This window comes from Alistipes timonensis JC136 (genome assembly GCF_900107675.1).
GTDB classification, from domain to species: Bacteria; Bacteroidota; Bacteroidia; order Bacteroidales; family Rikenellaceae; genus Alistipes; species Alistipes timonensis.
The window spans coordinates 65,365-87,130 of sequence record NZ_FNRI01000007.1 but is presented as its reverse complement, the minus strand read 5'-3'; the positions used below and the strand labels follow the sequence as shown (position 1 = coordinate 87,130).

Annotated in this window: 15 protein-coding genes; 2 read left to right on the top strand and 13 right to left on the bottom strand. The window is 60.9% G+C overall.

Annotation, left to right across the window (positions count from 1 at the left end; genetic code table 11):
* Window positions 1-6: 6 nt before the first annotated feature.
* From BLU78_RS10560 to BLU78_RS10530, 7 genes are all read right to left on the bottom strand, one after another.
* Window positions 7-2,607, bottom strand: a complete 2,601-nt coding sequence (locus tag BLU78_RS10560; RefSeq protein WP_010265282.1) for a BACON domain-containing protein — start codon at window positions 2,605-2,607, stop codon at window positions 7-9.
* Window positions 2,608-2,625: 18 nt separating this feature from the next.
* Window positions 2,626-4,848 (bottom strand): calcineurin-like phosphoesterase C-terminal domain-containing protein, encoded by a 2,223-nt coding sequence (locus BLU78_RS10555; RefSeq protein ID WP_010265278.1) that lies wholly within the window; start codon window positions 4,846-4,848, stop codon window positions 2,626-2,628.
* A gap of 34 nt (window positions 4,849-4,882) precedes the next feature.
* Complete coding sequence (locus BLU78_RS10550) at window positions 4,883-6,301, bottom strand: calcineurin-like phosphoesterase C-terminal domain-containing protein (RefSeq protein WP_010265275.1); 1,419 nt, start codon at window positions 6,299-6,301, stop codon at window positions 4,883-4,885.
* A 376-nt stretch (window positions 6,302-6,677) separates the two neighbouring features.
* Window positions 6,678-8,027 carry a sodium-dependent transporter gene (locus BLU78_RS10545; protein WP_010265272.1) on the bottom strand — a complete coding sequence of 450 codons (1,350 nt, stop codon included), beginning with the start codon at window positions 8,025-8,027 and terminating at the stop codon, window positions 6,678-6,680.
* Window positions 8,028-8,084: 57 nt separating this feature from the next.
* Window positions 8,085-8,438 carry a dihydroneopterin aldolase gene (gene folB / locus BLU78_RS10540; RefSeq protein ID WP_010265270.1) on the bottom strand — a complete coding sequence of 118 codons (354 nt, stop codon included), beginning with the start codon at window positions 8,436-8,438 and terminating at the stop codon, window positions 8,085-8,087.
* Between the two features lies 1 nt (window position 8,439).
* Window positions 8,440-9,744 carry a tyrosine--tRNA ligase gene (gene tyrS / locus BLU78_RS10535; protein WP_010265267.1) on the bottom strand — a complete coding sequence of 435 codons (1,305 nt, stop codon included), beginning with the start codon at window positions 9,742-9,744 and terminating at the stop codon, window positions 8,440-8,442.
* 90 nt (window positions 9,745-9,834) lie between these two features.
* Window positions 9,835-11,712: a DNA polymerase III subunit gamma/tau gene (locus BLU78_RS10530; protein WP_074712086.1), complete on the bottom strand. Its 1,878-nt coding sequence runs from the start codon at window positions 11,710-11,712 to the stop codon at window positions 9,835-9,837.
* Window positions 11,713-11,912: 200 nt separating this feature from the next.
* Between BLU78_RS10530 and clpB the strand changes: the two genes are divergently transcribed.
* On the top strand, window positions 11,913-14,510 hold the full coding sequence (gene clpB / locus BLU78_RS10525) for an ATP-dependent chaperone ClpB (protein WP_010265259.1): 2,598 nt from the start codon (window positions 11,913-11,915) through the stop codon (window positions 14,508-14,510).
* A 30-nt stretch (window positions 14,511-14,540) separates the two neighbouring features.
* Here the strand turns inward: clpB and BLU78_RS10520 are convergent, their stop codons facing one another.
* Entirely contained in the window at window positions 14,541-15,392 is an 852-nt protein-coding gene (locus BLU78_RS10520) for a CE1 family esterase (protein WP_010265256.1), read from the bottom strand.
* Window positions 15,393-15,405: 13 nt separating this feature from the next.
* Window positions 15,406-16,335: a glycosyltransferase family 2 protein gene (locus BLU78_RS10515; protein ID WP_010265254.1), complete on the bottom strand. Its 930-nt coding sequence runs from the start codon at window positions 16,333-16,335 to the stop codon at window positions 15,406-15,408.
* 66 nt (window positions 16,336-16,401) lie between these two features.
* Between BLU78_RS10515 and BLU78_RS10510 the strand changes: the two genes are divergently transcribed.
* Window positions 16,402-17,283 carry a hypothetical protein gene (locus tag BLU78_RS10510; RefSeq protein ID WP_010265252.1) on the top strand — a complete coding sequence of 294 codons (882 nt, stop codon included), beginning with the start codon at window positions 16,402-16,404 and terminating at the stop codon, window positions 17,281-17,283.
* Between the two features lie 3 nt (window positions 17,284-17,286).
* Here BLU78_RS10510 and BLU78_RS10505 read toward each other — a convergent pair whose 3' ends face one another.
* The 4 genes from BLU78_RS10505 to thrS all read right to left on the bottom strand — a co-directional run bounded on the left by BLU78_RS10505 (window position 17,287) and on the right by thrS (window position 21,706).
* Complete coding sequence (locus BLU78_RS10505; protein ID WP_010265251.1) at window positions 17,287-17,940, bottom strand: acylneuraminate cytidylyltransferase family protein; 654 nt, start codon at window positions 17,938-17,940, stop codon at window positions 17,287-17,289.
* 13 nt (window positions 17,941-17,953) lie between these two features.
* On the bottom strand, window positions 17,954-18,919 hold the full coding sequence (locus BLU78_RS10500) for an acyltransferase (protein WP_020692159.1): 966 nt from the start codon (window positions 18,917-18,919) through the stop codon (window positions 17,954-17,956).
* A gap of 176 nt (window positions 18,920-19,095) precedes the next feature.
* Window positions 19,096-19,593 carry a translation initiation factor IF-3 gene (infC, locus tag BLU78_RS10495; RefSeq protein ID WP_026020816.1) on the bottom strand — a complete coding sequence of 166 codons (498 nt, stop codon included), beginning with the start codon at window positions 19,591-19,593 and terminating at the stop codon, window positions 19,096-19,098.
* A 160-nt stretch (window positions 19,594-19,753) separates the two neighbouring features.
* Window positions 19,754-21,706, bottom strand: a complete 1,953-nt coding sequence (gene thrS / locus BLU78_RS10490) for a threonine--tRNA ligase (RefSeq protein WP_010265243.1) — start codon at window positions 21,704-21,706, stop codon at window positions 19,754-19,756.
* Window positions 21,707-21,766 lie beyond the last annotated feature (60 nt).

The following is a 21,766-nucleotide window of genomic DNA, read 5'->3' as shown; positions in this document are numbered from 1 at the left end:
GCCGGTTTATTCGGCTGCGATCTCGATGGCTGCCGTGTAGACACGCGTATTGGCCGTGGTCGTGGTGTTTACGGCGAAGTTTTTCTTTAAGTCCGCCGTGTAGGGTTCGGAAATACGGGTCCGTACGTAGAGCGTACCGTCGGCGATGGCCGTGGGAACGGTCGCCGTGAAGGCAAAATCGGTCTGTGTGGTCACCGGATTCGCATACGAATAGGAGACTTCGACGAATCCGTCCTGCCCTGCGATTTCCGATCCGGCGGGCAGTTCCGTCCGTTCCTTGTCCCTGAATCCGTCGAAGGGGGTCCAGTTCGTTCCGTCGGTCGAGTACTCCACGGCGAAGTACTTGGCACCCGAACCGGAGGAGTAGGTGCGCGTCGCGTACTTGATCTTCGTGCCGGCTGCAAAGTTCTTCACCGGAACGGTGTAGACGGCCATCGAGCCGCAGGGTACGCCGGCGAGTTTGAGGTAGCTGCCGGAGATCGAGACGACGCCGTTTTCGTCGGAGGCCAGCCCCTTGCGGTCGTAGGTGAACAGGGCCGTGCTGCCCGTTTCGTCAGCGGGGTACTTCAGGTCGGCGGTGAGTTTGTCGGCCGCATTGAACGTCCAGGTGGCGGGAAGCCCGCTGAAGACATTCGCGTTGGCTTCCTGACTGACGACGATAGGCTGTTCGGTCTCCAGCCCGCCATTCTTCGATACGATGGTGAACGTTCCGCCGCGGGCGGCGTCCGGATTGGCGGTCGGTGTCACCGTGACTTCGATGTCGCTGTTCGCCGAGCCTTGCAGGGGCGATACGGTGTACCACGTGTCGCCTTCGGGAACGGAGATCGTCCAGTCATAGGTCGCATTGACGGTGAATGTTTGGGGCTGTGTCGCATCGGATGCGAACGGGGGAACCGTATGGTTGTCGAGCCCGGTTACCGTGATGCGCGGCGTTCCGGCCGCCACGCCGGCCTGCGCGACGTTCATCGTCAGCGGGGCCGCTTCGCCGTCAATCGTCAGCGAGAGTGTGGCGGTGCGGGCTTCGCCGTCCGTGTTGGGCGCGGCTTTCAGCACGATGTCGTTGTACGGCAGCCAGGTTCCCAGCACCGTTACCGAGCGTTTGTCCGCTGCCAGCGTCGCACCGTTTGCCGCCGTGCCGCAATTCACCTTTTCGATCGTCAGCCATTCGCTGTCGGATGCGGCCGACCAGGCCCGGTTGATGTGGATCGAGCACGCCAGGTCGTCGCCTTCGGCGGGAATCTCACCGAAACTCTGCGGTGTGATCCGGACATCCAGCGGGATTGTGACGGGCTGCGGTTCGGGCGCTTCGGCGCCGGTCTCGGCTTTTTCCACGCGGATGTTGTCGAGGTGAATGCGGTATGTCTTCGTATCTTCGTCGCCGAACTTGATCCGGGTTGCCGAAGTGGCTCCCTGGATGACGAACGAATACCTGGTCCAACTGAAGTGGTTGTCCATGACGATCGCCGTTTCGGTTTCCGAACCGTTCCCGATCGTTCCGCCGCCCTCGATCGAGATCGGGAACGCCGGTTTCGCGGAGTCCTTGTTTCCCGAGGCCGAGGCGTAGAGCGCTCCGTAGAACGATACGAGCACCGTGGCGCTCTTGCCCGCGTCGATTTTCGACAATGCGGGTGTCTGCAGGAATCCGCACAGGCTGGTCTTGCCCAGTTTGACGGAGCCTTCGTAACGGGCGTAGACCGAAGCGGAATAGGTGTAGCCTTTTTCGTCGGCGACGGGTTTGATCTTGGCATTGGTGAGCCCGAATTCGTTGTTGTTCGTGCCGTCGGTCTTAACGCCCGGCCAGCCGTATTTCGAATAGGGTTCCACCCAGTTCTCTGTCACCCATGCGAAATCGTCTTCGAAGAAAACGTAACCCGTTTCGTGCGAGTCGGCCGGCGGGTATTGGGTCAGCGTGATGATCCGTTCGGCGCTGTTTTCCGGATAGTCCGGATCGCCCGCCGTAATGGTGAGCTGCGAGGTGTGGGTCTCGAATTTGGTGTTGGGCGTGGGGGTAAGCACCACGTTGACCGCTTGTCCGGCAGCGCCTTTTTTGGGCGATACCGTCACCCACGATTCGTCGCTCACGGTCATCGTCCAGTCGTAGGTGGCCGTGACTTTGAGCGTCAGCGGCTCGCTCTGCTCCGCGGGGAAAGCCGCGGCATCCTCGCCGGTGAGTCCTTCGACGGTGATGCCGGCCTGGTTGCAGGCGTCCTGCGACAGCTCGACGGTCTTTTCCGTGTAGCAGGGGTGCAGGTTGTTGCCGCTGTTGGCGCGGATGGTGAATTCACCCTTGCGGGTGTCGCCGTCGTTGAAATCGCCGGTCACGGTGATCTCGATCGCCTCCCCGGCCTTGCCCTGTCTGGGGGTTACGACGAACCAGCCGGCGGTCTTGGTGATCTCCCACGGCGCATCGACCTTCATGGTGAAGGTCTGCGGCGGGATGGCGTAGTAGAGGAAATGCATCCCGGTATCGGGAATGCCCGTGATCTCCAGGGTCGGCGGAACGGCCGTCGTCGTTCCGTCGTCGGTGTCGTCGTCGCTGCACGCTCCGGCCAGCAGGGCCGCGGTACAGGCGAATATCCATAACCATTTCTGAATGTATCGGTTCATTGTCTGAGGTTTTGGGGGTTATTCGTTCAGGTCGGTCGAGAAGGTTTTGGGACGTTTCATCGTTTCGGTGTAGGTGTTGCCGAAGCGGTCGGTGACCCGGATTTCGAGCGTGGAGGAGGCCGACGAAGCCGTCACGGCGAACATGTGGGGCGTGTAGCCCGACGGGAAGGTCATTTCGCCGCCGTTGGCGACGCAGCGCGGGGCGTCGTAGGAGATGGTGTGCAGCGGGTCGCGGCGCCATACCTGACGCACGTCGAGCGACTTGCCGTTTTCCGTAACGCTGATGTTCCATTTGCCGGGTTCGTGCCCCCAGACGTTGACGAAGACTTCGTTTTCGCCCACGCCCGAATAGTCGTTGCCGCGGCCCGCGAAATCCTTGCCCAGTTCGATGGCCTTCTGCACCACGGTGTTCGTTGCCCAATACTCCTTGACGCTGTTCATGTCGTAGGTCATGAACTGGCGTTCGGCGGGCAGCCCCGTTGCTTTGAATTGCCATTTGAGGTCGGTGCCGCTGACGGTGAAGACCTTGTATCCGGCGGGCGAACCGTCCGTGCAGACGTTGTTCTTGCCGAACTGCTGGGTCCACCACCAGGTGCCGCAGACGGCGGCGACGTTGTGTTCGTAGACGTTGGCGAAGGCCGGGGACTGCATGTTGCGGTTTACGTGGGTGTGCCCTGTGACGACGTTGACCGAGGCGTAACCGTCGAAACAACCGAGCAGGTCCGAGACGGCCGCCGAGCTGTCCATCGAAATATTCGTCGTGAGCGAGGTGCCGTTCCAACCGTAGGTGTAGACCGGGCAGTGGAAGCCGACGACGATGGGGGTCGATTTGTCCACGTATTTCAGGTCCTCCCGAATCCAGTCCAACTGCTGTTGGGTGAAATACTTTTTGTAGCTCCGGTCGCCGATCACGCCCGGGCCGCCGCCGTTGTTGAGGTAGACCGTGTTGTCGAGCATCAGGAAGTGCACCTTGCCGATGTTCATCGAATAGTACACCGGACCGAGCTCCTCGCGGTAGGGAGTTTCGGCGGCGAAGTCGCTGGTGCCGTAGGGGTCGTTGTCGTGGTTGCCCATCACCGACCAGAAGGGGAAATTGAAACTTTCGACAGCCTTTTTGCACTCGGGGATCGCCCATTTGTTCACATACCAATATTGATCCCAGGCAAAATCGCCCAGGTTGAGGCAGTAAACCTTCGAAGACGTGCTGTTGTAGGTGTCGGTGAGCTCCTTGACGAATCCGTCCGCGAATTGGGTGTAGTCCTTGGGCGTGTTCCGGTTGGCCAGGTGCATGTCGGTGGCCACCAGCAGCGTGAAGTCGTCGTTCGAGACGGGCTGGAGCTGGAAGTCGATCCGTTCGACCGTGGATGCGCTTCCGGTGCAGGGATGCCAGAATTGGGGGATGGCCTTGTCGGTGGGAACTTCGTAGCCGGAGGGCTGGATGACGAACGCCAGGCCGTTGCGTTTGTCGGATGCGAGCCAATAGTAACCGTTGGCGTCGGTGGCGGTGATTCGGTCGCCGTCGGAAACCAGGACGTTTTCGATGCCCTTGCCTCCGTAATGGACCATACCTTTGATCGAAGCGCCCGTCTGGTCGGGTATGGTGTTGTCGAGTGAGAGGGAGAGTTTCGCGGTGCCGAGCGTCTGCTCCTTGTCGCCGCGGCGGAGGGTGAATTCGCAGTCGCCGTCTACGGCTGTCTGCGGAATCCGGAACCGGAGGGATTGGTTATCTGCCTGCGTTACGGAAGCGGAGAATTTCCCCCCCCCTTGCGTCAGAATCAGTTCGTCGGATGCGGTGAACCCGTTCCCCCGGATGGAGGCTTCTTCATTCCAGGAGCCGGTGATGGTTCCGCCCAGGTCAATATTGACGGCCAGCTTGAGCGTAAGGCGGCTGGCGCCCAGGGCTTGCAGCTCTCCGTTGCGGACGAGGAGGAATTTGTAGGCCGTCTGGTCTTCGAGACCGTCCGGCAGCACGAATGAGATCGACGACGGCGTGATTCCGGTGGTCTGGGCCGGCATGTCGCTGTCGCCGCGCAGGGTGACGGCGTCGCCCTGAAGGAATCCCTGCCCTTCGATGGTCATCTCCAGGCCCTCGCATACGTCCAGGGCGGTGGGGATCACCACGCCCGAGACGAAGCGTTCGTCGGGTCGGTTCACCTGCTCGTCGCTATCGTCGCAGCCGGTCAATCCGACCGACAGGGCGACGAACAGCAGCCCGGTGAGTAAAGTAATGAGTTTTTTCATAAGCTATCGGTAATTTTGGTTGGTTTCATGGTTTTCAGAGGTTGTTTCCGAGCGGGATGCGCTCCGAGTAGCGGCGTCCGAAACGGTCGGTGGCGACGACCTCGATTTCGCGGGCCGATGCCGAGGGGCGGGCCGTGAAGTAGAAATTCGTCGTGCGGGGACGCTGCGGCTTGGCGAGTTTTTTTCCGGCGGCTTTCAGCGAGTTGAGGTGTGCGGTGTAATCGGGGTCTTCGAGCTGAGTGCGCTGCATGGCGCCCCGGTAGCGGCCGTCCTCATACCAGACCACCGTCCAATACGAGTCCCAATTCCACACCTTTGCGACGGCGCAGTCGGGATGATTCTCCACCTCGCCGGGGCGCCATACGCGGAGCTGCCGGGCCGGATATTCGCCGAGAGTGCGGTATTCCCACGAGAACTCCCCGCCGCATTCGCGGAACAGTTGGTAGCCCTTGGGTGTGCCGTCCCAATTGATGGGGTCCCACCAGAGGTTGCCGCAGACCTGCGCCACGTTGTGTTCCATGACGCCTTCGCGGATGTCGAAATTCGAGTTGAGGTGCGTGTGCCCGGTGATGAAGTGCAGGTCATGCGCGGCAAACGCATCCATCAGCGGTATGGCCGATTCCATGACGCGGTTCCCGAGCCAGGATTTCATGGCCGGAGCGTGCATCGCCACGCAGACGCGCGATCCGGCAGGCAGGCGCCGTGCATAGGCGGCGGCCCAGCGCAGCTGCATCGAATCGATCTGTTCCTCGTATTTTTTCGCCCCGTGGTAGATGATGTCGTCGAGCACGATGTAATGGGTGTGTCCCATGTCGAACGCATAGTACGTGGGGCCGAAATGTCTGCGGTAATTCTCCGTCGCCTCCCGGTCGGTGTATTTGTTCAGGTCATGGTCGTGGTTGCCGATCACGCCGTATACGGGGATGCCGAGCGAGGCGAACTCCGCTTTCACGCCGGCGAACAACTGCGGGGAGTCCCATACGATGTCGCCGAGCAGAATCGTGGCTTGGGCGACGCCCCGGGCTTTTTTCGCGGCGGTTTCCGTTTGCAACACGGGGATGATTTCCGTGCGGAGCCGTTCGAAATGCGTTTCGGTTTTGGGCTGGGGGTCGGCGACGGCCAGTAGTTCGTAACACGCTTCGGAGCCGGGCCACGGCAGCAGTTCGAAATCGTAACGCTTCGCTGCCGGATCATAGGGGCGGTAAAACTGGGGGACGCCCTCCGCCAGGGGGGCCAGGTATCCGGCCGGGGTCACGAGGCTGATGAACAGCGCCTCGTCGTCGGCATCGAGCGTGAATGAGCCCTGTGCATCGCTCTCGGTAAACGTGTAGCCGTCGGTTACGGCCACTCCGCACACCGGTTTTCCGCCGCATTTGACGGTTCCCCGCACCGGACGGGCGGAAACTGCGGCGCAGAGGGTGCAGCAAATCAGCAGGAGCAGGCATTTTTTCATGGTTCGGGTCTGTTTGAAGTTTTGTCGGTTTTCGGCCGTAAAAGTAGCTGAATAATCTTTTCATCCGGTTCGGGTAACAGGAATGTATCGGTAACTTCACGCTGCGGTAACATCTGTTTGTGCGCATTCGGTGAGGGGTAGTTTTTCCTGTTTTGTCCGGTTTTTAATTATGATACGCAATATTTTTAATTTCAGTACGAAACAAAAATAAATCTTTAATTTTATTTTCCAAAATAAAACACAAAAAAAATGGGCGGTGTTTTCCGTTTTTGTCGGGTCGGGTGGTTTTGAAACGAAATCTATGGTGACAATATAAAAAATGCGTCCGGTTTCGCCGGACGCATTTGGGAAAAGGGATGGTTTGCCGGATTCCGGCTTAAAAAATTCCCAGATTGTCGAGGAAGATCAGCAGCAGCACTGCCGGGCAGACGTAGCGCAGCAGGAAGATGAACACGCCGTAGATGCGGAATTTCAGCTCCCCGTTGTTGGATATCTGCGCTTTGAGCACCTTCTGGTCGAGCCGCCAGCCGACGAAGATGCAGGTCAGGAATCCGCCTGCGGGCAGCAGGATGTTGGCCGTGAGGAAATCGAGCGAGTCGAAGACGCTGAGTCCGAAAATCTGCCAGCCGCCCAGCACGCCCAGCGACAGCGACGCCACGGCGGCCAGCGCCATGCAGGCCCCGGTCGTGGCCCATGCCGCGGTCCGGCGGCTCATGTGCCACTCTTCGTGCAGGTAGGCCGTGATGACCTCATGCAGGGAGATGGTCGAAGTGAGGGCCGCGACGACCAGCAGCAGGAAGAACACCGACGACCAGACCATGCTCAGCGGCATCGAGTTGAAGATGCCCGGCAGGGTGATGAACACGAGCGACGGCCCCGACGAGGGCTCGATGCCCACGCTGAAAACTGCCGGGAAGATCACCACGCCGGCCAGTATGGCTACCAGCGTGTCGAGGATCGTGACGTTGAGCGCCGTGTGGCGCAGGTTGGTGTCGGGTTTGAAATAGGAGGCGTAGGTGACCATCGTGCCGATGCCGATCGAGAGCGAGAAGAACGCCTGCCCCAGCGCCACGAGCACCGTCGAAGGGGTGACTTTCGAGAAGTCGGGCCGGAAGAGGAAGCGGATGCCCTCGCCGCCGCCCGGCATCAGCAGCGAGTGGATCGACAGCGCGATCAGGATCACGAACAGCAGCGGCATCAGTACCTTGGCCGAGCGTTCGATGCCCTTCTGCACGCCCATCGTGATGACGAAATGCGTCGCCAGTACGAACAGCGAAGTGTAGACCACGGGCCGCCACGGGTTTTGGATGAAGGTTTCGAAGACGGTTTTGTACTCCTCGGCGGTGCTGTATTCCGCCAGGCTGCCCGTCACCGAGTGCACCATGTATTCGGCGGTCCACCCCGAGACCACGAAATAGAAGCCCAGGATCAGGAACGCCGCCACGACGCCGTTGTAACCCAGGAAGCTCCATTTGGGGTCGAGGGCCCGGTAGGCGCCCACGGCGTTGCGGTGCGAGGCGCGTCCGACCGAGAATTCGGCTACCATGATCGGCAGTCCCAGCAGCAGTACGCAGCCGATGTAAATCAGCAGAAAGGCTCCGCCGCCGTTGTCGCCGGCCACGTAGGGAAACCTCCAGATGTTTCCCAGGCCCACGGAACTCCCTGCCGCGACGAGCACGGCGCTCAGTTTGCCACCCAGTGTGGCGCGTCCCTGTGAATGGTGCATGGCTATCCTGTTTATATATAAGGTATGCGCGCACGCGGAGGCGTGCGCGCATACCCGTTATTTCTCCAATACGACGCTGACCCGTTCGAGTTTGCCGCCCAACGGGGGCGCCAGCTTCGAGACCGTGCATTTTACGTGCCGGACCTGCCGGAAGGAGGCGTAAACCGCCTCGATGATGTTCATCGCCACACGTTCGATCGTGTGCTGCGTGATGCGCATCTGCAGGCTCACGACTTCGTAGACCGTGAGGTAGTTGACCGCTTTTTCGACATTGTCCTCCGCGGCCACGTCGCCCAGTTCGGCCGTGATCTCCAGGTCGACCGTAAAGCGGTTGCCGACCTTGCGTTCCAGTTCGTAGCAGCCGTGCAATGCCCGGAACTCCATGCGCTGCAGGACGATACGGTATTCCATCCTATTCGGCGATCACGAGGTAGTAATTCTTCTTGCCGCGCTGCACGAGCAGGTATTTGCCCGCGATCAGATCGGCGTCGGCCACCGGGCGCATCGCGTCGGCGACCTTCTCCTTGTTGAGCGACACGCCGCCGCCCTGCACCAGCTTGCGGCATTCGCCCTTCGAGGGGAAGATGTCGCTCTTCTCGGCGCAGAGGTCCACGAACGGGATGCCGGCCGCGAGCTCCGTGCGGGCCACGCGGTATTGCGGAACCCCTTCGAAGACCTGCAGCAGGGTCGTTTCGTCCAGCTTGCGCAGGGCCTCCGACGTGGCGCCCCCGAAGAGGATCGCCGAAGCCTCCACGGCTTTCTCGTACTCCTCGCGCGAATGGATCATGCAGGTAATCTCCTCGGCCAGCCGCTTCTGGAGCACCCGCAGGTGGGGTGCGGCGTCGTGCTCGGCGACGAGTTCCTCGATGGTTTCGCGGTCGAGCAGCGTGAAGATTTTGATGTAGCGCTTGGCGTCCTCGTCGCTGACGTTGAGCCAGAACTGGTAGAACTTGTAGGGCGAGGTGTAGCGCGGGTCGAGCCATACGTTGCCGCTTTCGGTCTTGCCGAATTTCGTGCCGTCGGCCTTGGTGATGAGCGTGCAGGTGATGCCGAAAGCCTCGGCTTCGGGACCCAGCTTGCGGCGGATCAGCTCCGTGCCGGTGGTGATGTTGCCCCACTGGTCGGCGCCTCCCAGCTGAATCTTGCAGTTTTTCGTCTGGTAGAGGTGCAGGAAGTCGTAGCCCTGGACCAGCTGGTAGGTGAATTCGGTGAACGACATGCCGTCGCCCTCGCCGTTGAAACGCTTTTTGACCGAATCCTTGGCCATCATGTAGTTGACGGTGATGCACTTGCCGATGTCGCGGATGAAATCGAGGAACGTGAATTCCTTCATCCAGTCGTAGTTGTTGACCATCTGTGCGGCGTTCGGGGCGTCCGATTCGAAATCGAGCAGTTTGGCCAGCTGGCGTTTGATGGCCTCCTGATTGTGGCGGAGGGTCTTCTCGTCGAGCAGGTTGCGCTCCTGCGATTTGCCCGAGGGGTCGCCGATCATGCCCGTGGCCCCGCCGATGAGCGCCAGCGGACGGTGGCCGCACATCTGGAAATGTTTGAGGATCATCACACCCACGAGGTGTCCGATATGCAGCGAGTCGGCCGTGGGGTCGATGCCCAGGTAGGCCGTCGTCATCTCTTTTTCGAGTTGTTCCTTTGCGCCGGGCATGATCGTGTGGACCATGCCGCGCCATTCGAGTTCTTCGATGAAATTCTTTGTTGCCATTATTGCGTTACTTAAATTTTATGTTCACTTTCGGGGCGCGGAGCCGGGACTTTTCCCGGAAACGCTCCGCCGCCCGTAAATCCCGCTTTTTTACTCAACCTCGAGGTCCAATGCCCTGCGGAGCTCCACGATGAGCGGGTTTTTTTCTGTCATGTATTTCACCCGGTCTTCCAGTTTGATCGGACGCGCGGCCCTGATCTCCTCGTTGACGATCACCTCCAGTTCGATGGCTCCCGAGATGCCCGCCAGTTCGGCGATACGCATCAGCATTCCGGTCTTGCTGCGGAGCATCTCTTCGCGCAGTTCCGTCGTCGGGACGCTTACGGAAATGGTGTTGCCCCGGACGCTCATCAGCTCGAAAGCGGGGACGAACCGCGGGCGTTTCGTCCGGAGCAGGTTCAGGATGCCTTCCCGGGCCTGTTCCAACTTCTGTTCGCAGGCGGGATCGATCTCCACCGTTTCGGGCTCGGCTTCCGCCTCGCCGTCGGGGCTCTCCGCATCCGAAATGTTGCCTCCCGAGGCGAGCAGTTCCGAGAGCGACGTGCCCGAGATCATCGGCCGCCGGACCGGTTTTACAACCTGCGGGGCCGCGGGTTCCGGTTGTGCCGCGGGTTGCTGCGAAACCGCCTGAGCCGGCTGCGCTGCCGGGACGGTCTCCGGCCGGGGCTGTGCCGCGGGCCGGGATTCGGACGGCATTTCCGGCTGTTGCCGGACTGCCGGGGCCGGTTGGGGCTGCGCCGGGACCGCCGCTGCCGCGGGAGTTGCCGGAGCGGGCGCCGCCGGATTGGCCGGGGTCGGGGCAGATGCCGCGACCCGCGCGGGAGTTGTCAGTTCGGGAAGCGGATACTCCCCGGAGGATGTCAGGGTGTCATTTTTTTTTTGGCCGAGCCCTGCGGTTTTCATCAGGCCCAGCTCCACGAGCAACCGCTGGTTAGACGATTGCCGTATTTTCCCGTCGAGCTCCGTCAGTATGGAGATGGCTCCGAACAGGAACTCGACACTGCAGGCGCCCGCCTGCGTCCGGTATCGTTCGAGCAGGGTGCCGGTCATCTCGATCAGCCGCAGGGTGTCGGGCTGCCGGGCCATCAGCAGGTCGCGCATGTGGCGGTTCAGGCCCGCCATGAAGGTCTGGCCCGAGAATCCTTTCGACAGCACCGTGTCGAAGGTCACCAGCGCATCGACGTAGTTGCCGGCCAACAGCATCTCCGTCACCCCGAAATAGGTATCGTAATCCAGCACGTTCAACGTCTGGGCCACATTGCGGTAATCGAGCGCCGTGCCGCAGAACGACACGGCCTTGTCGAACATCGACAGCGCGTCGCGCATGCCGCCGTCGGCTTTCTGGGCGATGAGGTTCAGCGACTCTTCGTCGGCCGTGACGCCCTCCTGCGCGGCGATGTACCGGAGGTATTCGACCGAGTCTTCGACGCGGATGCGGTTGAAATCGTAGATCTGACACCGCGAGAGGATCGTGGGGATGATCTTGTGTTTCTCGGTGGTCGCCAGGATGAAGATGGCGTGTGCGGGCGGCTCCTCGAGGGTTTTGAGGAAGGCGTTGAAGGCCGCGGCCGAGAGCATGTGGACCTCGTCGATGATGAACACCGAGTAACGGCCCACCTGCGGGATGATGCGCACCTGTTCGATCAGCGTGCGGATGTCCTCCACGGAGTTGTTCGACGCCGCGTCGAGCTCGTGGATGTTGAGCGAGCGACCCTCGTTGAACGAACGGCACGACTCGCACTCGTTGCACGCCTCGGCGCCGTTGGGCGACAGGCAGTTGATGGCCTTGGCGAAGATGCGGGCGCAGGTGGTCTTGCCTACGCCGCGGGGACCGCAGAAGAGGTAGGCGTGGGCCAACTGGCCGCGCTCGATGGCGTTTTGGAGCGTCGAGGTGATATGTTTCTGCCCGACGACCGACTGGAAGGTCGCGGGACGGTATTTGCGTGCGCTGACGATGAAATCACTCATAGTGATGCAAAGATACGAAATATGAATTAAGAATTAAAAATTAAGAATTAAAAATTATGTGCCGTGCTCCGGTGCGACAAATTGGCGGTTATTGGCAGTTGTTATGTGACAAATAATGACACTATGTCCTGGATTTAGAATTGGCAGGGGTTTTGCGGATAGAAGGAGCGAAACGGATTGAAAAACAAAACTTAAACACTATGAATATCAACACTCTTACCATCAAAGCGCAGGAGGCGCTGCAAGCGGCGCTCACCCTTGCGCGGGAGCGGGGACAGCAGGCTGTCGAGCCGCTCCACCTGCTGAGCGTCCTCATCCGTGAGGACGATTCGCTGGCGACGTTCCTGTTGGGGCGCGTCGGTGTGAACGTGCGTTCGCTGCGCGACGAGACGGAGCGTGCCGTGGGTGCGCTGCCGCGGGTCGAGGGTGGCGGTGACCAGTTCTTCGCGCAGGATTCGTCGAAGGTGATCCAGCGCGCCGTGGACTTTACGAAGAATTTCGGCGACAAGTACGCTTCGGTCGAGCACCTGCTGCTGGCCCTCGTGGCCGAGCGCGGGCCGGCTGCCGACATTTTGAAACGCAACGGCGCGACGGAGAAGGAGTTGATCGAGGCGATCCGCACCTTCCGCAAGGGGGCGACGGTCGATTCGCAGACCTCCGAGCAGCAGTTCGACGCGCTGGGCAAATACGCCATCAACCTGAACGAGCAGGCTCGGTCGGGCAAGCTCGACCCGGTGATCGGCCGTGACGAGGAGATTCGCCGCGTGCTGCAAATCCTGTCGCGGCGCACGAAGAACAACCCGATCCTCGTCGGCGAAGCCGGTGTCGGCAAGACCGCCATCGCCGAGGGTATCGCCCGCCGGATCATCGACGGCGACGTTCCCGAGAACCTGAAATCGAAGTCGATCTATTCGCTCGACATGGGGGCCCTGATCGCGGGCGCCAAGTATCAGGGCGAGTTCGAGGAGCGTCTGAAAGCCGTCGTGCAGGAGGTCACCGCCAGCGAGGGCGAGATACTGCTCTTCATCGACGAGATTCACACGCTGGTCGGCGCCGGCAAGTCGTCGGGGGCGATGGATGCCGCGAACATCCTCAAACCGGCCCTTGCGCGGGGCGAACTGCGGACCATCGGCGCCACGACGCTCGACGAGTTCCAGAAATATTTCGAGCAGGACAAGGCCCTCGAACGGCGTTTCCAGAAGGTGATGGTCGACGAACCTACGCAGGAGGATGCCATTTCGATCCTCCGCGGCCTGAAGGAGCGTTACGAGAACCACCACCAGGTGCGGATCAAGGATGAGGCCATCGTGGCCGCCGTCGAACTCTCGACGCGCTATATCACTTCGCGGTTCCTGCCCGACAAGGCCATCGACCTGGTGGACGAGGCCGCCTCGCGGCTGCGGCTGGAGATGAACTCCGTGCCCGAGGAGATCGACACCCTCGATCGGAAGGTCCGCCAGCTGGAGATCGAGCGCGAGGCCATCCGCCGCGAGAAGGACAAGGAGCGCGTGGCGCATCTCACCAAAGAGATCGAAGAATTGAAAGCCAAAGAGGCCGGGATGCGCGCCAAGTGGCAGGGCCAGCGCGACCTGCTGAAGAAGATACAGGCCAACAAGGACCGGATCGAGTCGTTGAAGATCGAGGCCCAGCAGGCCGAGCGGCAGGGCGACTACGGCAAGGTGGCCGAAATCCGCTACGGCAAGATTCAGGAGGCCGAGAAGGAGATCGCCGCTTTCCAGGAGGAGTATAAACTCGCCTCGGCCAACGGCTCGATGATCAAGGAGGAGGTCGATGCGCAGGATGTCGCCGAGGTGGTGTCGCGCTGGACGGGGATTCCCGTGACGCGGATGCTGGCTTCGGAGCGCGAGAAGCTGCTGCACATGGAGGACGAGCTCCACAAGCGCGTCATCGGGCAGGAGCAGGCCATCGCGGCCATTTCCGACGCCGTGCGCCGTTCGCGCGCCGGGCTGAACGACCCTCGCAAACCGATCGGTTCGTTCATCTTCCTTGGCACCACGGGCGTCGGCAAGACCGAACTGGCGAAGGCCCTCGCGGAGTTCCTGTTCAACGACGACCAGATGATGACGCGTATCGACATGAGTGAATACCAGGAGCGGCACGCCGTGTCGCGGCTGGTCGGGGCACCTCCGGGATACGTCGGATACGACGAGGGCGGACAGCTCACCGAGGCCGTGCGTCGCAAACCCTACTCGGTCGTGCTGCTCGATGAGATCGAGAAGGCGCACCCCGATGTTTTCAACATCCTGTTGCAGGTCCTCGACGACGGCCGTCTGACCGACAACAAGGGCCGTACGGTGGATTTCCGCAACACCATTATCATCATGACCTCGAACATGGGGTCGCAGGTGATTCAGGAGAATTTCGCCGAGGCCTTCAACGGCAAAAAACTGCCCGGGGAGGTGGTTGAGCAGACCCGTCTGGCGGTGATCGACCTGCTGAAACAGCAGCTCAAACCGGAGTTCCTGAACCGTATCGACGAGATCGTGATGTTCGAGCCGCTGACGCACAAGGACATCGAGCGCATCGTGGATATCCAGCTGGGTATCGTCAGCAAGATGCTTGCCGAGAACGGCATCCGGCTGGAGTATACCGAAAAGGCGCGCGAATGGATCGCTTCCGCGGGTTACGATCCGCTGTACGGAGCGCGTCCCGTGAAGCGTGTCATCCAGCGTTACGTCGTGAACGACCTCTCGAAACGGATTCTCGCCGGGGATGTCGACCGCTCGAAGCCGATTTCGATCGACGCCGGCAAGGACGGCCTTACGTTCTCGAACTGAAAAAGGGTTCCTCGTGCGAGGAACCCTTTTTTATCGTACGTATCGGCTGAAAAAGCGCCACAGTTCCTCGCATGTGTCGACACCCGTTTTCGTCCAGGAGTGTTTGCCGCCGACTGTCTCGTAGAGCCACACCTCGCAGCCGTCCGTGCCGCCCGTGTAGCGGTGGGCGATGACCTGCAGGTCGCCGGGACGGGACGGCAGCGTGTCGATCCGCTGTTCGGGGCATTTGTTCTTCGCGGCCCAGTAGTTGACTGCGGTGGGGATGGAGACGTAGGCGCCCCAACCCCCTTCGTTTCGCAAATCGCCTTCCCAGAGGGTCGTCCGGTCCTCGGTTCCGTGGATTTCGAACAGGGGGACCGGGTGCGGACTGCGGTCTGACCGGAGGATTTCGACGGACATGAATCCGGCGACGGGACCCAGCGCCGCATAGGTCTCCGGACGCCGCGAGGCCAGCAGGTAACACATGTCCCCGCCGTTGGACATCCCCGTGCAGAAGACGTTGCGGCGGCTCAGACGGTGCTTTTTCCGCAGGTGCCGGATCAGGTCGTCGAGGAACCTGACATCGTCTACGGCCATGTCGGCCTGAAAGGGATAACCGACGTTCCAGCACGTTTTGCCCCGGCCGTCGCGCTCGCCCTGCGGATAGCAGACGGCGAATCCGTGGCGGTCGGCGGTTTCGTTCATGCCGAATCGTTCGGGAAGAGCCTCTCCGCCGTAACCGTGGAGGACGATGACCAGCGGAGCGTTTTCCGCAAGCCCTTCGGGCAGGTGGAGGCGGTAGGTGCGTTCGATGCCGCCTGAACGGAGCGTGTAGCGGGGCGTTTGCTGAGCGTGACACGCGGCGGTTGCGAAAAGCAATGCGATGTGCAGGATGTATTTCATGGCTACGGTTCGATTATAGGCCTTTTTTGGCGATACGCCACGCCAGCGTGTTATAGAACCCGATGAGCGGGCCGCGCCAGCTTACGGGCAGCGAGTTCAGGACGCGGACCTTGCGCAGCGTGCGGCGGTAGGTGCGGGTCCAGCCGAAAAAGCGTGCCGCGCGCCGGGCCTCCTTCGTGCCGCCTTTGACGCTCTGAATGAGGGCTTTGCCCAGCGCCGCGCGGGCCACGAACTCCCGGTCCTCCTCGGGGGCTTCGGGATTGTAGAGCTCCTCGAACGAATAGACGGTCTGTTCGGGGGTGTAGACCGCCGCCGAGCGGTTCGAGGCCACCCGCGAGTAGCGCACCAGCCGTTCGGGCGAGAAGCAGACCGGATAGCGGCGGGCAATGCGTATCCAGAGGTGGAGGTCCTCGGCGATCTTCATGCCCTCGGGGAAGCCGCCCACGGTGTCGAAAACCCGCCGGGGGATGCACGAGGCCGAGGGAATGGCGATGTAGCGGTGGGCCGAGTCGCGGAAGAAATTTTCGACGATCCCGCGTTTCGTGGGGCTTTCGGCCGGGAACATGCCGTCGTGACTGACGATGGAGAACCCCGTGCAGTAGATGCCGCAGCCCGGGAACTCTTCGATCATCGCGGCGATTTCGGCCAGGAACCCCGGTTCCCACGCATCGTCGGCGTCCAGCAGGGCGACGTATTCGCCCGAGGTCTCGGCGATGCCGTGGTTGCGGGCCACGCAGACCCCGGCGTTGGGTTGTGCGATGAGCCGCACGAGCGGCGAGGAGATCTGCCGCACGACCTCCGCGCTTCCGTCGGTCGATCCGTCGTCCACGACGACGATCTCCAAGGGCGGGTAGCTCTGCGCCAGCGCCGAACGCACGGCGGCGGCGACTTCGCGCTGCTTGTTGTAGAGGGGTATGACGACCGAAATCGTTGGTTTTGACATGTGTGTCGGCAGGTTTTGTTGCGAAGATATCGATCTTTTGCTACTTTTGCAAATAAAACCTTTCCGATGACCGCATCCGAGAAAATCCTCGCATTCATCCGCAACTCGTTCGACACGGCGCTCTATTTCGCCGTGATGGCCGTGAAGGAGAATTTCCGCAACTACGTCGGCCGCGCCGGGACGGTCGGTGAGCCGAAGCCTTCGGCCGTGATCCTCGGCAACGGCCCTTCGCTGGCCGAAGACCTGCCGCGGCTGATCGAACGGCGGGAGTACCTGACGAAGGACGTGATGGCGGTGAACTTTTTTGCGCTGGACGAGCGTTTCGAGGCGGTGCGGCCCGCCTATTACGTGCTTTCCGACCCGATGTTCTTCCGCGACAGCGCCTACCGCGACCGGGTGGCGGAGCTCTACCGGGCGCTCGACGAAAAGGTGACGTGGCCGATGAATCTCTACGTGCAGTACTACAATCCCGAACGGTTCGACTACCGCGCCGCGCTGCCCAACCTCAATATCCGCATCGTCCGGTTCCATACGCAGCTCTACCGCGGGTTTCGCGGCGTGGAGTTCTGGCTGTTCCGCCGCGGCCTCGGAAGCGCCAACTTCGGGACCGTGGTGCAGGTGTGCGAATACGTCGCCCTGCTCCTGGGATATAAAACGCTGGAACTGTACGGAGTGGACCACACGCTGTTGGACGGGCTGTGTGTGGATGATGAGAACCGCCTCTGCCGTGCCGACGGGCACTATTACGACGATGCGCCGGCCGTCCCGAAGCCGATTTTCCAGAAAGTTCCCCACCGTCCCTATACCATGTCGGTCTATCTGGCCGAAGTCGCCGAACTGTTCCGCGGCCACGAGGTGCTGCGCGACTATGCCCGCTCGCTCGGGGCGCGCATTATAAACCGTACGCGCGGTTCGATGATTGACGCCTACGAACGGGGTACGGAATAGCTTCTATGGTTGCAGGTTGCGGCTGGCCGCGATGATTTCGGCCATCGTGAAGTCCTCGGGGTAGTCGATGTCCAGCCCCTCGATATGGTCGACGACCGCCATGTAGGGCCGCTCTCCGATGCGCCGGCCGCGGTTGCGCCACAACTCCCGTGAGAAGATGAAAAAAGCGCTGGTTTCGACGTAGACCGGCTCGATGGTCTGTGTGCGGGGGATGTTGTCGAGGCTGTAATTGAGCGGTTTGCCCTCGAACCACGCGAAAGTCTGGACCTTCTCGGCGCTGAATGCCGAGTCGTATTCGCCCGAACGGACCTTTGCGAGTGCTCCGGCGACGGTCGCGGCGCGGATGAAAGGCGACGTGGCGTGTGCGAGGATGTAGAGGTCGGCATCGACCGACGCCGTGAAACTGTCGTAAATCTCCTTGCCGAGTGTCGTATCGCTGTCGAGCGACGGGTCGCGGCGCAGGAACCGCACTCCCTCGGGCAGCAGCGGGCGGATGCTTTCGTCGCTGCAGAAGACATAGACTTCGTCGACGCCCTCCACCGTGGTCAGGGTTTTCAGGATATGGCACATCAGCGGTGAGCCGCTCAGTGAGCGGAGGTTCTTGCCTGCGACGCGTTGGCTGTTGAGCCGGATAGGAACGAATGCGACGGTTTTCATCGTATGGGATTTTTTATTGTACCAGAAGGTTGCAGCCGCGGATGTCGGAGTGGTCGATGCGGCCTTCGACCAGAAACGATCCGTCGGCTCCGACATGTCCCACATCCTGCGTCTGGATAAAGGCGCAGGACCACCAGTTCCCGAGGTCGGTGATGTTCAGCCCGCCGCGCGTCCCTGCCGGAAGCCGTTCGAACGGGTCGTTGACGTCGCGGGCCGTGACGCGCATCCACGCCGGGCAGCGGAACCGGTTGCCGCCCTGCGAATAGGCCTGCGACGTGAGCTCGGCCATGCCGTATTCCGAATGGATTTCCTGCACCCCGAAGGCGTCGCAGAGTATCTTGTGGAACTCCTCTTTCGGAATCTCCTCGCGGTAACCCTTCATGCCGCCGGTCTCCATCACCACCGTATCCCGGAGTTTCGGGGCATAGCGCTCCGCAAGGTCCCACAGCGCGTAGCTCACGCCCAGCAGGATTTTCGGCTTTTCATCCCGCGCCATCGCCTCCAGCAGCGCCTCGTGGTCGTCGAGGTAGAAGCCGCCCGAGCCGCAGTCGGACAAAAGCCGGTCGGCCATGTAGACCAGCGACGAACCCTTGCGCCGCAGGTAGTTGGGCAACAGGGCGTAGAGGCTCCAATGTTCGGGGGCGCCGTAAAAAGTGCGGAACGCAGCGCGGAATGCCTGTTCGTAGAGCGCCAGCGATTGCATCGGGTGACGCGAGGGCGTCATGCCCGTCGTCGCCGACGAGGTGAAGACCGCCTCGGGGGGCGTTTCACCGCAGTAGATGTCGTGGGTTTTGAACAGTTCGATGGGCAGGAACGGAATCTCCTCCGGTAAGCGTACCTGCTGCGGCTCCACGCCGATCCGTGCCAGGTACTCCCGGTAGGGGGCGCATGCGGCGGCCTGGCGGCGGAATACCTCCAGCGTCGTCCGGGCGAAAGCCGCATCGTCGGCAATGCGGAATATGTCGTCGGGAGTGCTCATCGGGTACAAAGGTAGGAAAAAGTCGGATGGGTTCAAAACCGGATTGCGCACCGTTCGGCAAAACCGGCAACTGCGTTGTCAAATCAAAAACAACGACCACCGGGACAAATTCATTTGGCCCTGCGGTCGTTGTTTCGTATTTGCGGCCTTCGGCCTGTTCTGCTCTTGCCTCGGTGTTATTTTTTTACCTTGGGGGCGAGCATCATGTTCATCTTCTTGCCGTCGAGCTTGGGCATCATCTCCACTTTGGCGAACTCTTCGAGGTCCGTTGCAAAGCGCAGCAGCAGGATTTCGCCCTGCTCCTTGAAGACGATCGAACGACCGCGGAAGAAGACATAGGCCTTGACCTTGGACCCTTCCTTGAGGAAGTTCTGCGCGTGCTTGAGCTTGAAGTTGTAGTCGTGGTCGTCGGTCTGGGGGCCGAAGCGGATCTCTTTCACGACGATTTTCGTCTGGTTGGCCTTCAGTTCCTTGGCCTTCTTTTTCTGCTGGTAGAGGAACTTCTGGTAATCGTCGATGCGACATACGGGCGGCTCTGCCTTTGGGGAGATCTCGATCAGGTCGAGTTCCAACTCATCGGCAAGCTTGAGCGCATCGCGGGTCGGCAGGACCCGCGGCTCACCGACGTTGTCGCCGACCACGCGCACTTCGGGAGCCGTGATCTCGTTGTTGATCCGGTGGGGATTCTCCTTGACGGGCGGACGGCGCCCGAAGCGGTTGTTGGCATTGCCTGCCGGTTTCGGTCTGTTATTCCCGGGGGTAAATGGCCTCGGCGGGAATGGTTTCGGTGCTGCGATAGTTGTACGTATTAGTTAAGTGAATAATAGTGTTGTCTTATTTCTTCTCCAGTTTGTTGGTCTCGACCTCCTCTTTGACCAGTCCGGCAATGAGGTCGCGGAATGCCTCCATCGGCATTTGACCCTTGTCGCCCTCGCCCTGTGCGCGGACCGACACGAGCCCTTCGGCCTCCTCCTTCTCGCCGACGATCAGCAGGTAGGGGATGCGTTTGAGTTCGTTGTCGCGGATCTTGCGGCCGATCTTCTCGTTGCGGTCGTCGACCTCGGCGCGGACATCGCTGCGGTTGAGGAACTCCGAGACTTTCTGGGCGTAATCGTTGAACTTCTCCGAGATGGGAAGCACCACGACCTGCTGGGGCGAAAGCCACAGCGGGAATTTGCCGCCCGTGTGCTCCAGCAGCACGGCCACGAACCGCTCCATCGAGCCGAACGGCGCACGGTGGATCATGATGGGGCGGTGGAGCCGGTCGTCGGCGCCCTTGTACGTGAGGTCGAAACGCTCCGGCAGGTTATAGTCCACCTGGATCGTGCCCAGCTGCCATTTGCGGCCGATGGCGTCTTTGACCATGAAGTCGAGCTTCGGGCCGTAGAACGCGGCTTCGCCCAGTTCGACCACCGTGTTGAGACCCTTTTCCTTGGCGGCCTGCATGATGGCCGATTCGGCCTTCTCCCAGTTCTCGTCCGAACCGATGTATTTCTCCTTGTTGTTCGGATCACGCAGCGAAATCTGTGCCGTGTAGTTGTCGAACTTCAGCGTTTTGAAGATATAGAGCACGATGTCGATCACGCGTTCGAACTCTTCGAGAAGCTGATCCGGCCGCACGAACAAATGGGCGTCGTCCTGCGTGAACCCGCGCACGCGCGTCAGTCCGTGGAGCTCGCCCGACTGCTCGTAGCGGTAGACCGTTCCGAATTCGGCCAGACGCACAGGCAGTTCCTTGTACGAACGGGGTTTCGAACGGTAGATTTCGCAGTGGTGCGGGCAGTTCATCGGTTTGAGCAGGTACTCCTCGCCCTCGATCGGGGTGTGGATCGGCTGGAACGAGTCCTTGCCGTACTTGGCGTAGTGGCCCGAGGTGACGTAGAGTTCCTTGTTGCCGATATGCGGGGTGATTACCTGCTGGTAACCGTATTCTTTCTGTACGTTGCGCAAGAACTGCTCCAGGCGGTCGCGCAGGGCGGCGCCTTTGGGGAGCCACAACGGCAGGCCTTGGCCCACGCGCTGCGAGAAGGTGAACAGTTCGAGGTCCTTGCCCAGCTTGCGGTGGTCGCGCTTCTTGGCCTCCTCCATCATCACGAGATACTCGTCGAGCATCGATTTTTTGGGGAACGAGATGCCGTAAATACGGGTCAGCATCTTGTTCTTCTCGTTGCCGCGCCAGTAGGCTCCGGCCACGGAGGTCAGCTTCAGGGCTTTGATATAGCCCGTGTTGGGGATGTGCGGTCCGCGGCAGAGGTCGGTGAACGCACCGTTGGTATAGAACGAGATGGTGCCGTCCTCGAGGTCCGAGATCAGTTCGACCTTGTATTGGTCGCCTTTTCCGGTGAAGGTCTCGAGCGCCTCGGCCTTGGGGACCTCGCGGCGGATCAGCGTCTCTTTGTTGCGGGAGAGTTCCACCATCTTGTTCTCGATGGTCGGCAGGTCGGCTTCGGTGATGGGCACCGGCGAGTCGACGTCGTAGTAGAAACCGTTTTCGATGGCCGGGCCGATGCCGAATTTGATGCCCGGGTAGAGCGCCTCGAGGGCTTCGGCCAGCAGGTGCGACGAGGTGTGCCAGAAAGCGTGCTTGCCCTCTTCGTCGTCCCATTTGTAGAATTTGACCGAAGCGTCGGCCTCGATCGGGCGCGTCATGTCCACCGTCGCGCCGTTTACCGAGGCCGCGAGCGAGTCAGCAGCTAAACGAGGGCTGATGCTCTCTGCGATCTGGTAAGCAGTAGTCCCTTCGGCATATTCTCTGACGGAGCCGTCGGGAAAAGTGATTTTGATCATTTGTTTGTATAAATTAAGTTTTCGGGGCCTTCGGCGCTTCCACAATTACGAGACGGAATA

Excerpts from the sequence above, each read along its gene's own strand:
- BLU78_RS10560 (WP_010265282.1), bottom strand. The coding sequence starts at position 2,607 with ATGAACCGATACATTCAGAAATGGTTATGGATATTCGCCTGTACCGCG.
- BLU78_RS10555 (WP_010265278.1), bottom strand. The coding sequence starts at position 4,848 with ATGAAAAAACTCATTACTTTACTCACCGGGCTGCTGTTCGTCGCCCTG.
- BLU78_RS10550 (WP_010265275.1), bottom strand. The coding sequence starts at position 6,301 with ATGAAAAAATGCCTGCTCCTGCTGATTTGCTGCACCCTCTGCGCCGCA.
- BLU78_RS10545 (WP_010265272.1), bottom strand. The coding sequence starts at position 8,027 with ATGCACCATTCACAGGGACGCGCCACACTGGGTGGCAAACTGAGCGCC.
- folB (WP_010265270.1), bottom strand. The coding sequence starts at position 8,438 with ATGGAATACCGTATCGTCCTGCAGCGCATGGAGTTCCGGGCATTGCAC.
- tyrS (WP_010265267.1), bottom strand. The coding sequence starts at position 9,744 with ATGGCAACAAAGAATTTCATCGAAGAACTCGAATGGCGCGGCATGGTC.
- BLU78_RS10530 (WP_074712086.1), bottom strand. The coding sequence starts at position 11,712 with ATGAGTGATTTCATCGTCAGCGCACGCAAATACCGTCCCGCGACCTTC.
- clpB (WP_010265259.1), top strand. The coding sequence starts at position 11,913 with ATGAATATCAACACTCTTACCATCAAAGCGCAGGAGGCGCTGCAAGCG.
- BLU78_RS10520 (WP_010265256.1), bottom strand. The coding sequence starts at position 15,392 with ATGAAATACATCCTGCACATCGCATTGCTTTTCGCAACCGCCGCGTGT.
- BLU78_RS10515 (WP_010265254.1), bottom strand. The coding sequence starts at position 16,335 with ATGTCAAAACCAACGATTTCGGTCGTCATACCCCTCTACAACAAGCAG.
- BLU78_RS10510 (WP_010265252.1), top strand. The coding sequence starts at position 16,402 with ATGACCGCATCCGAGAAAATCCTCGCATTCATCCGCAACTCGTTCGAC.
- BLU78_RS10505 (WP_010265251.1), bottom strand. The coding sequence starts at position 17,940 with ATGAAAACCGTCGCATTCGTTCCTATCCGGCTCAACAGCCAACGCGTC.
- BLU78_RS10500 (WP_020692159.1), bottom strand. The coding sequence starts at position 18,919 with ATGAGCACTCCCGACGACATATTCCGCATTGCCGACGATGCGGCTTTC.
- thrS (WP_010265243.1), bottom strand. The coding sequence starts at position 21,706 with ATGATCAAAATCACTTTTCCCGACGGCTCCGTCAGAGAATATGCCGAA.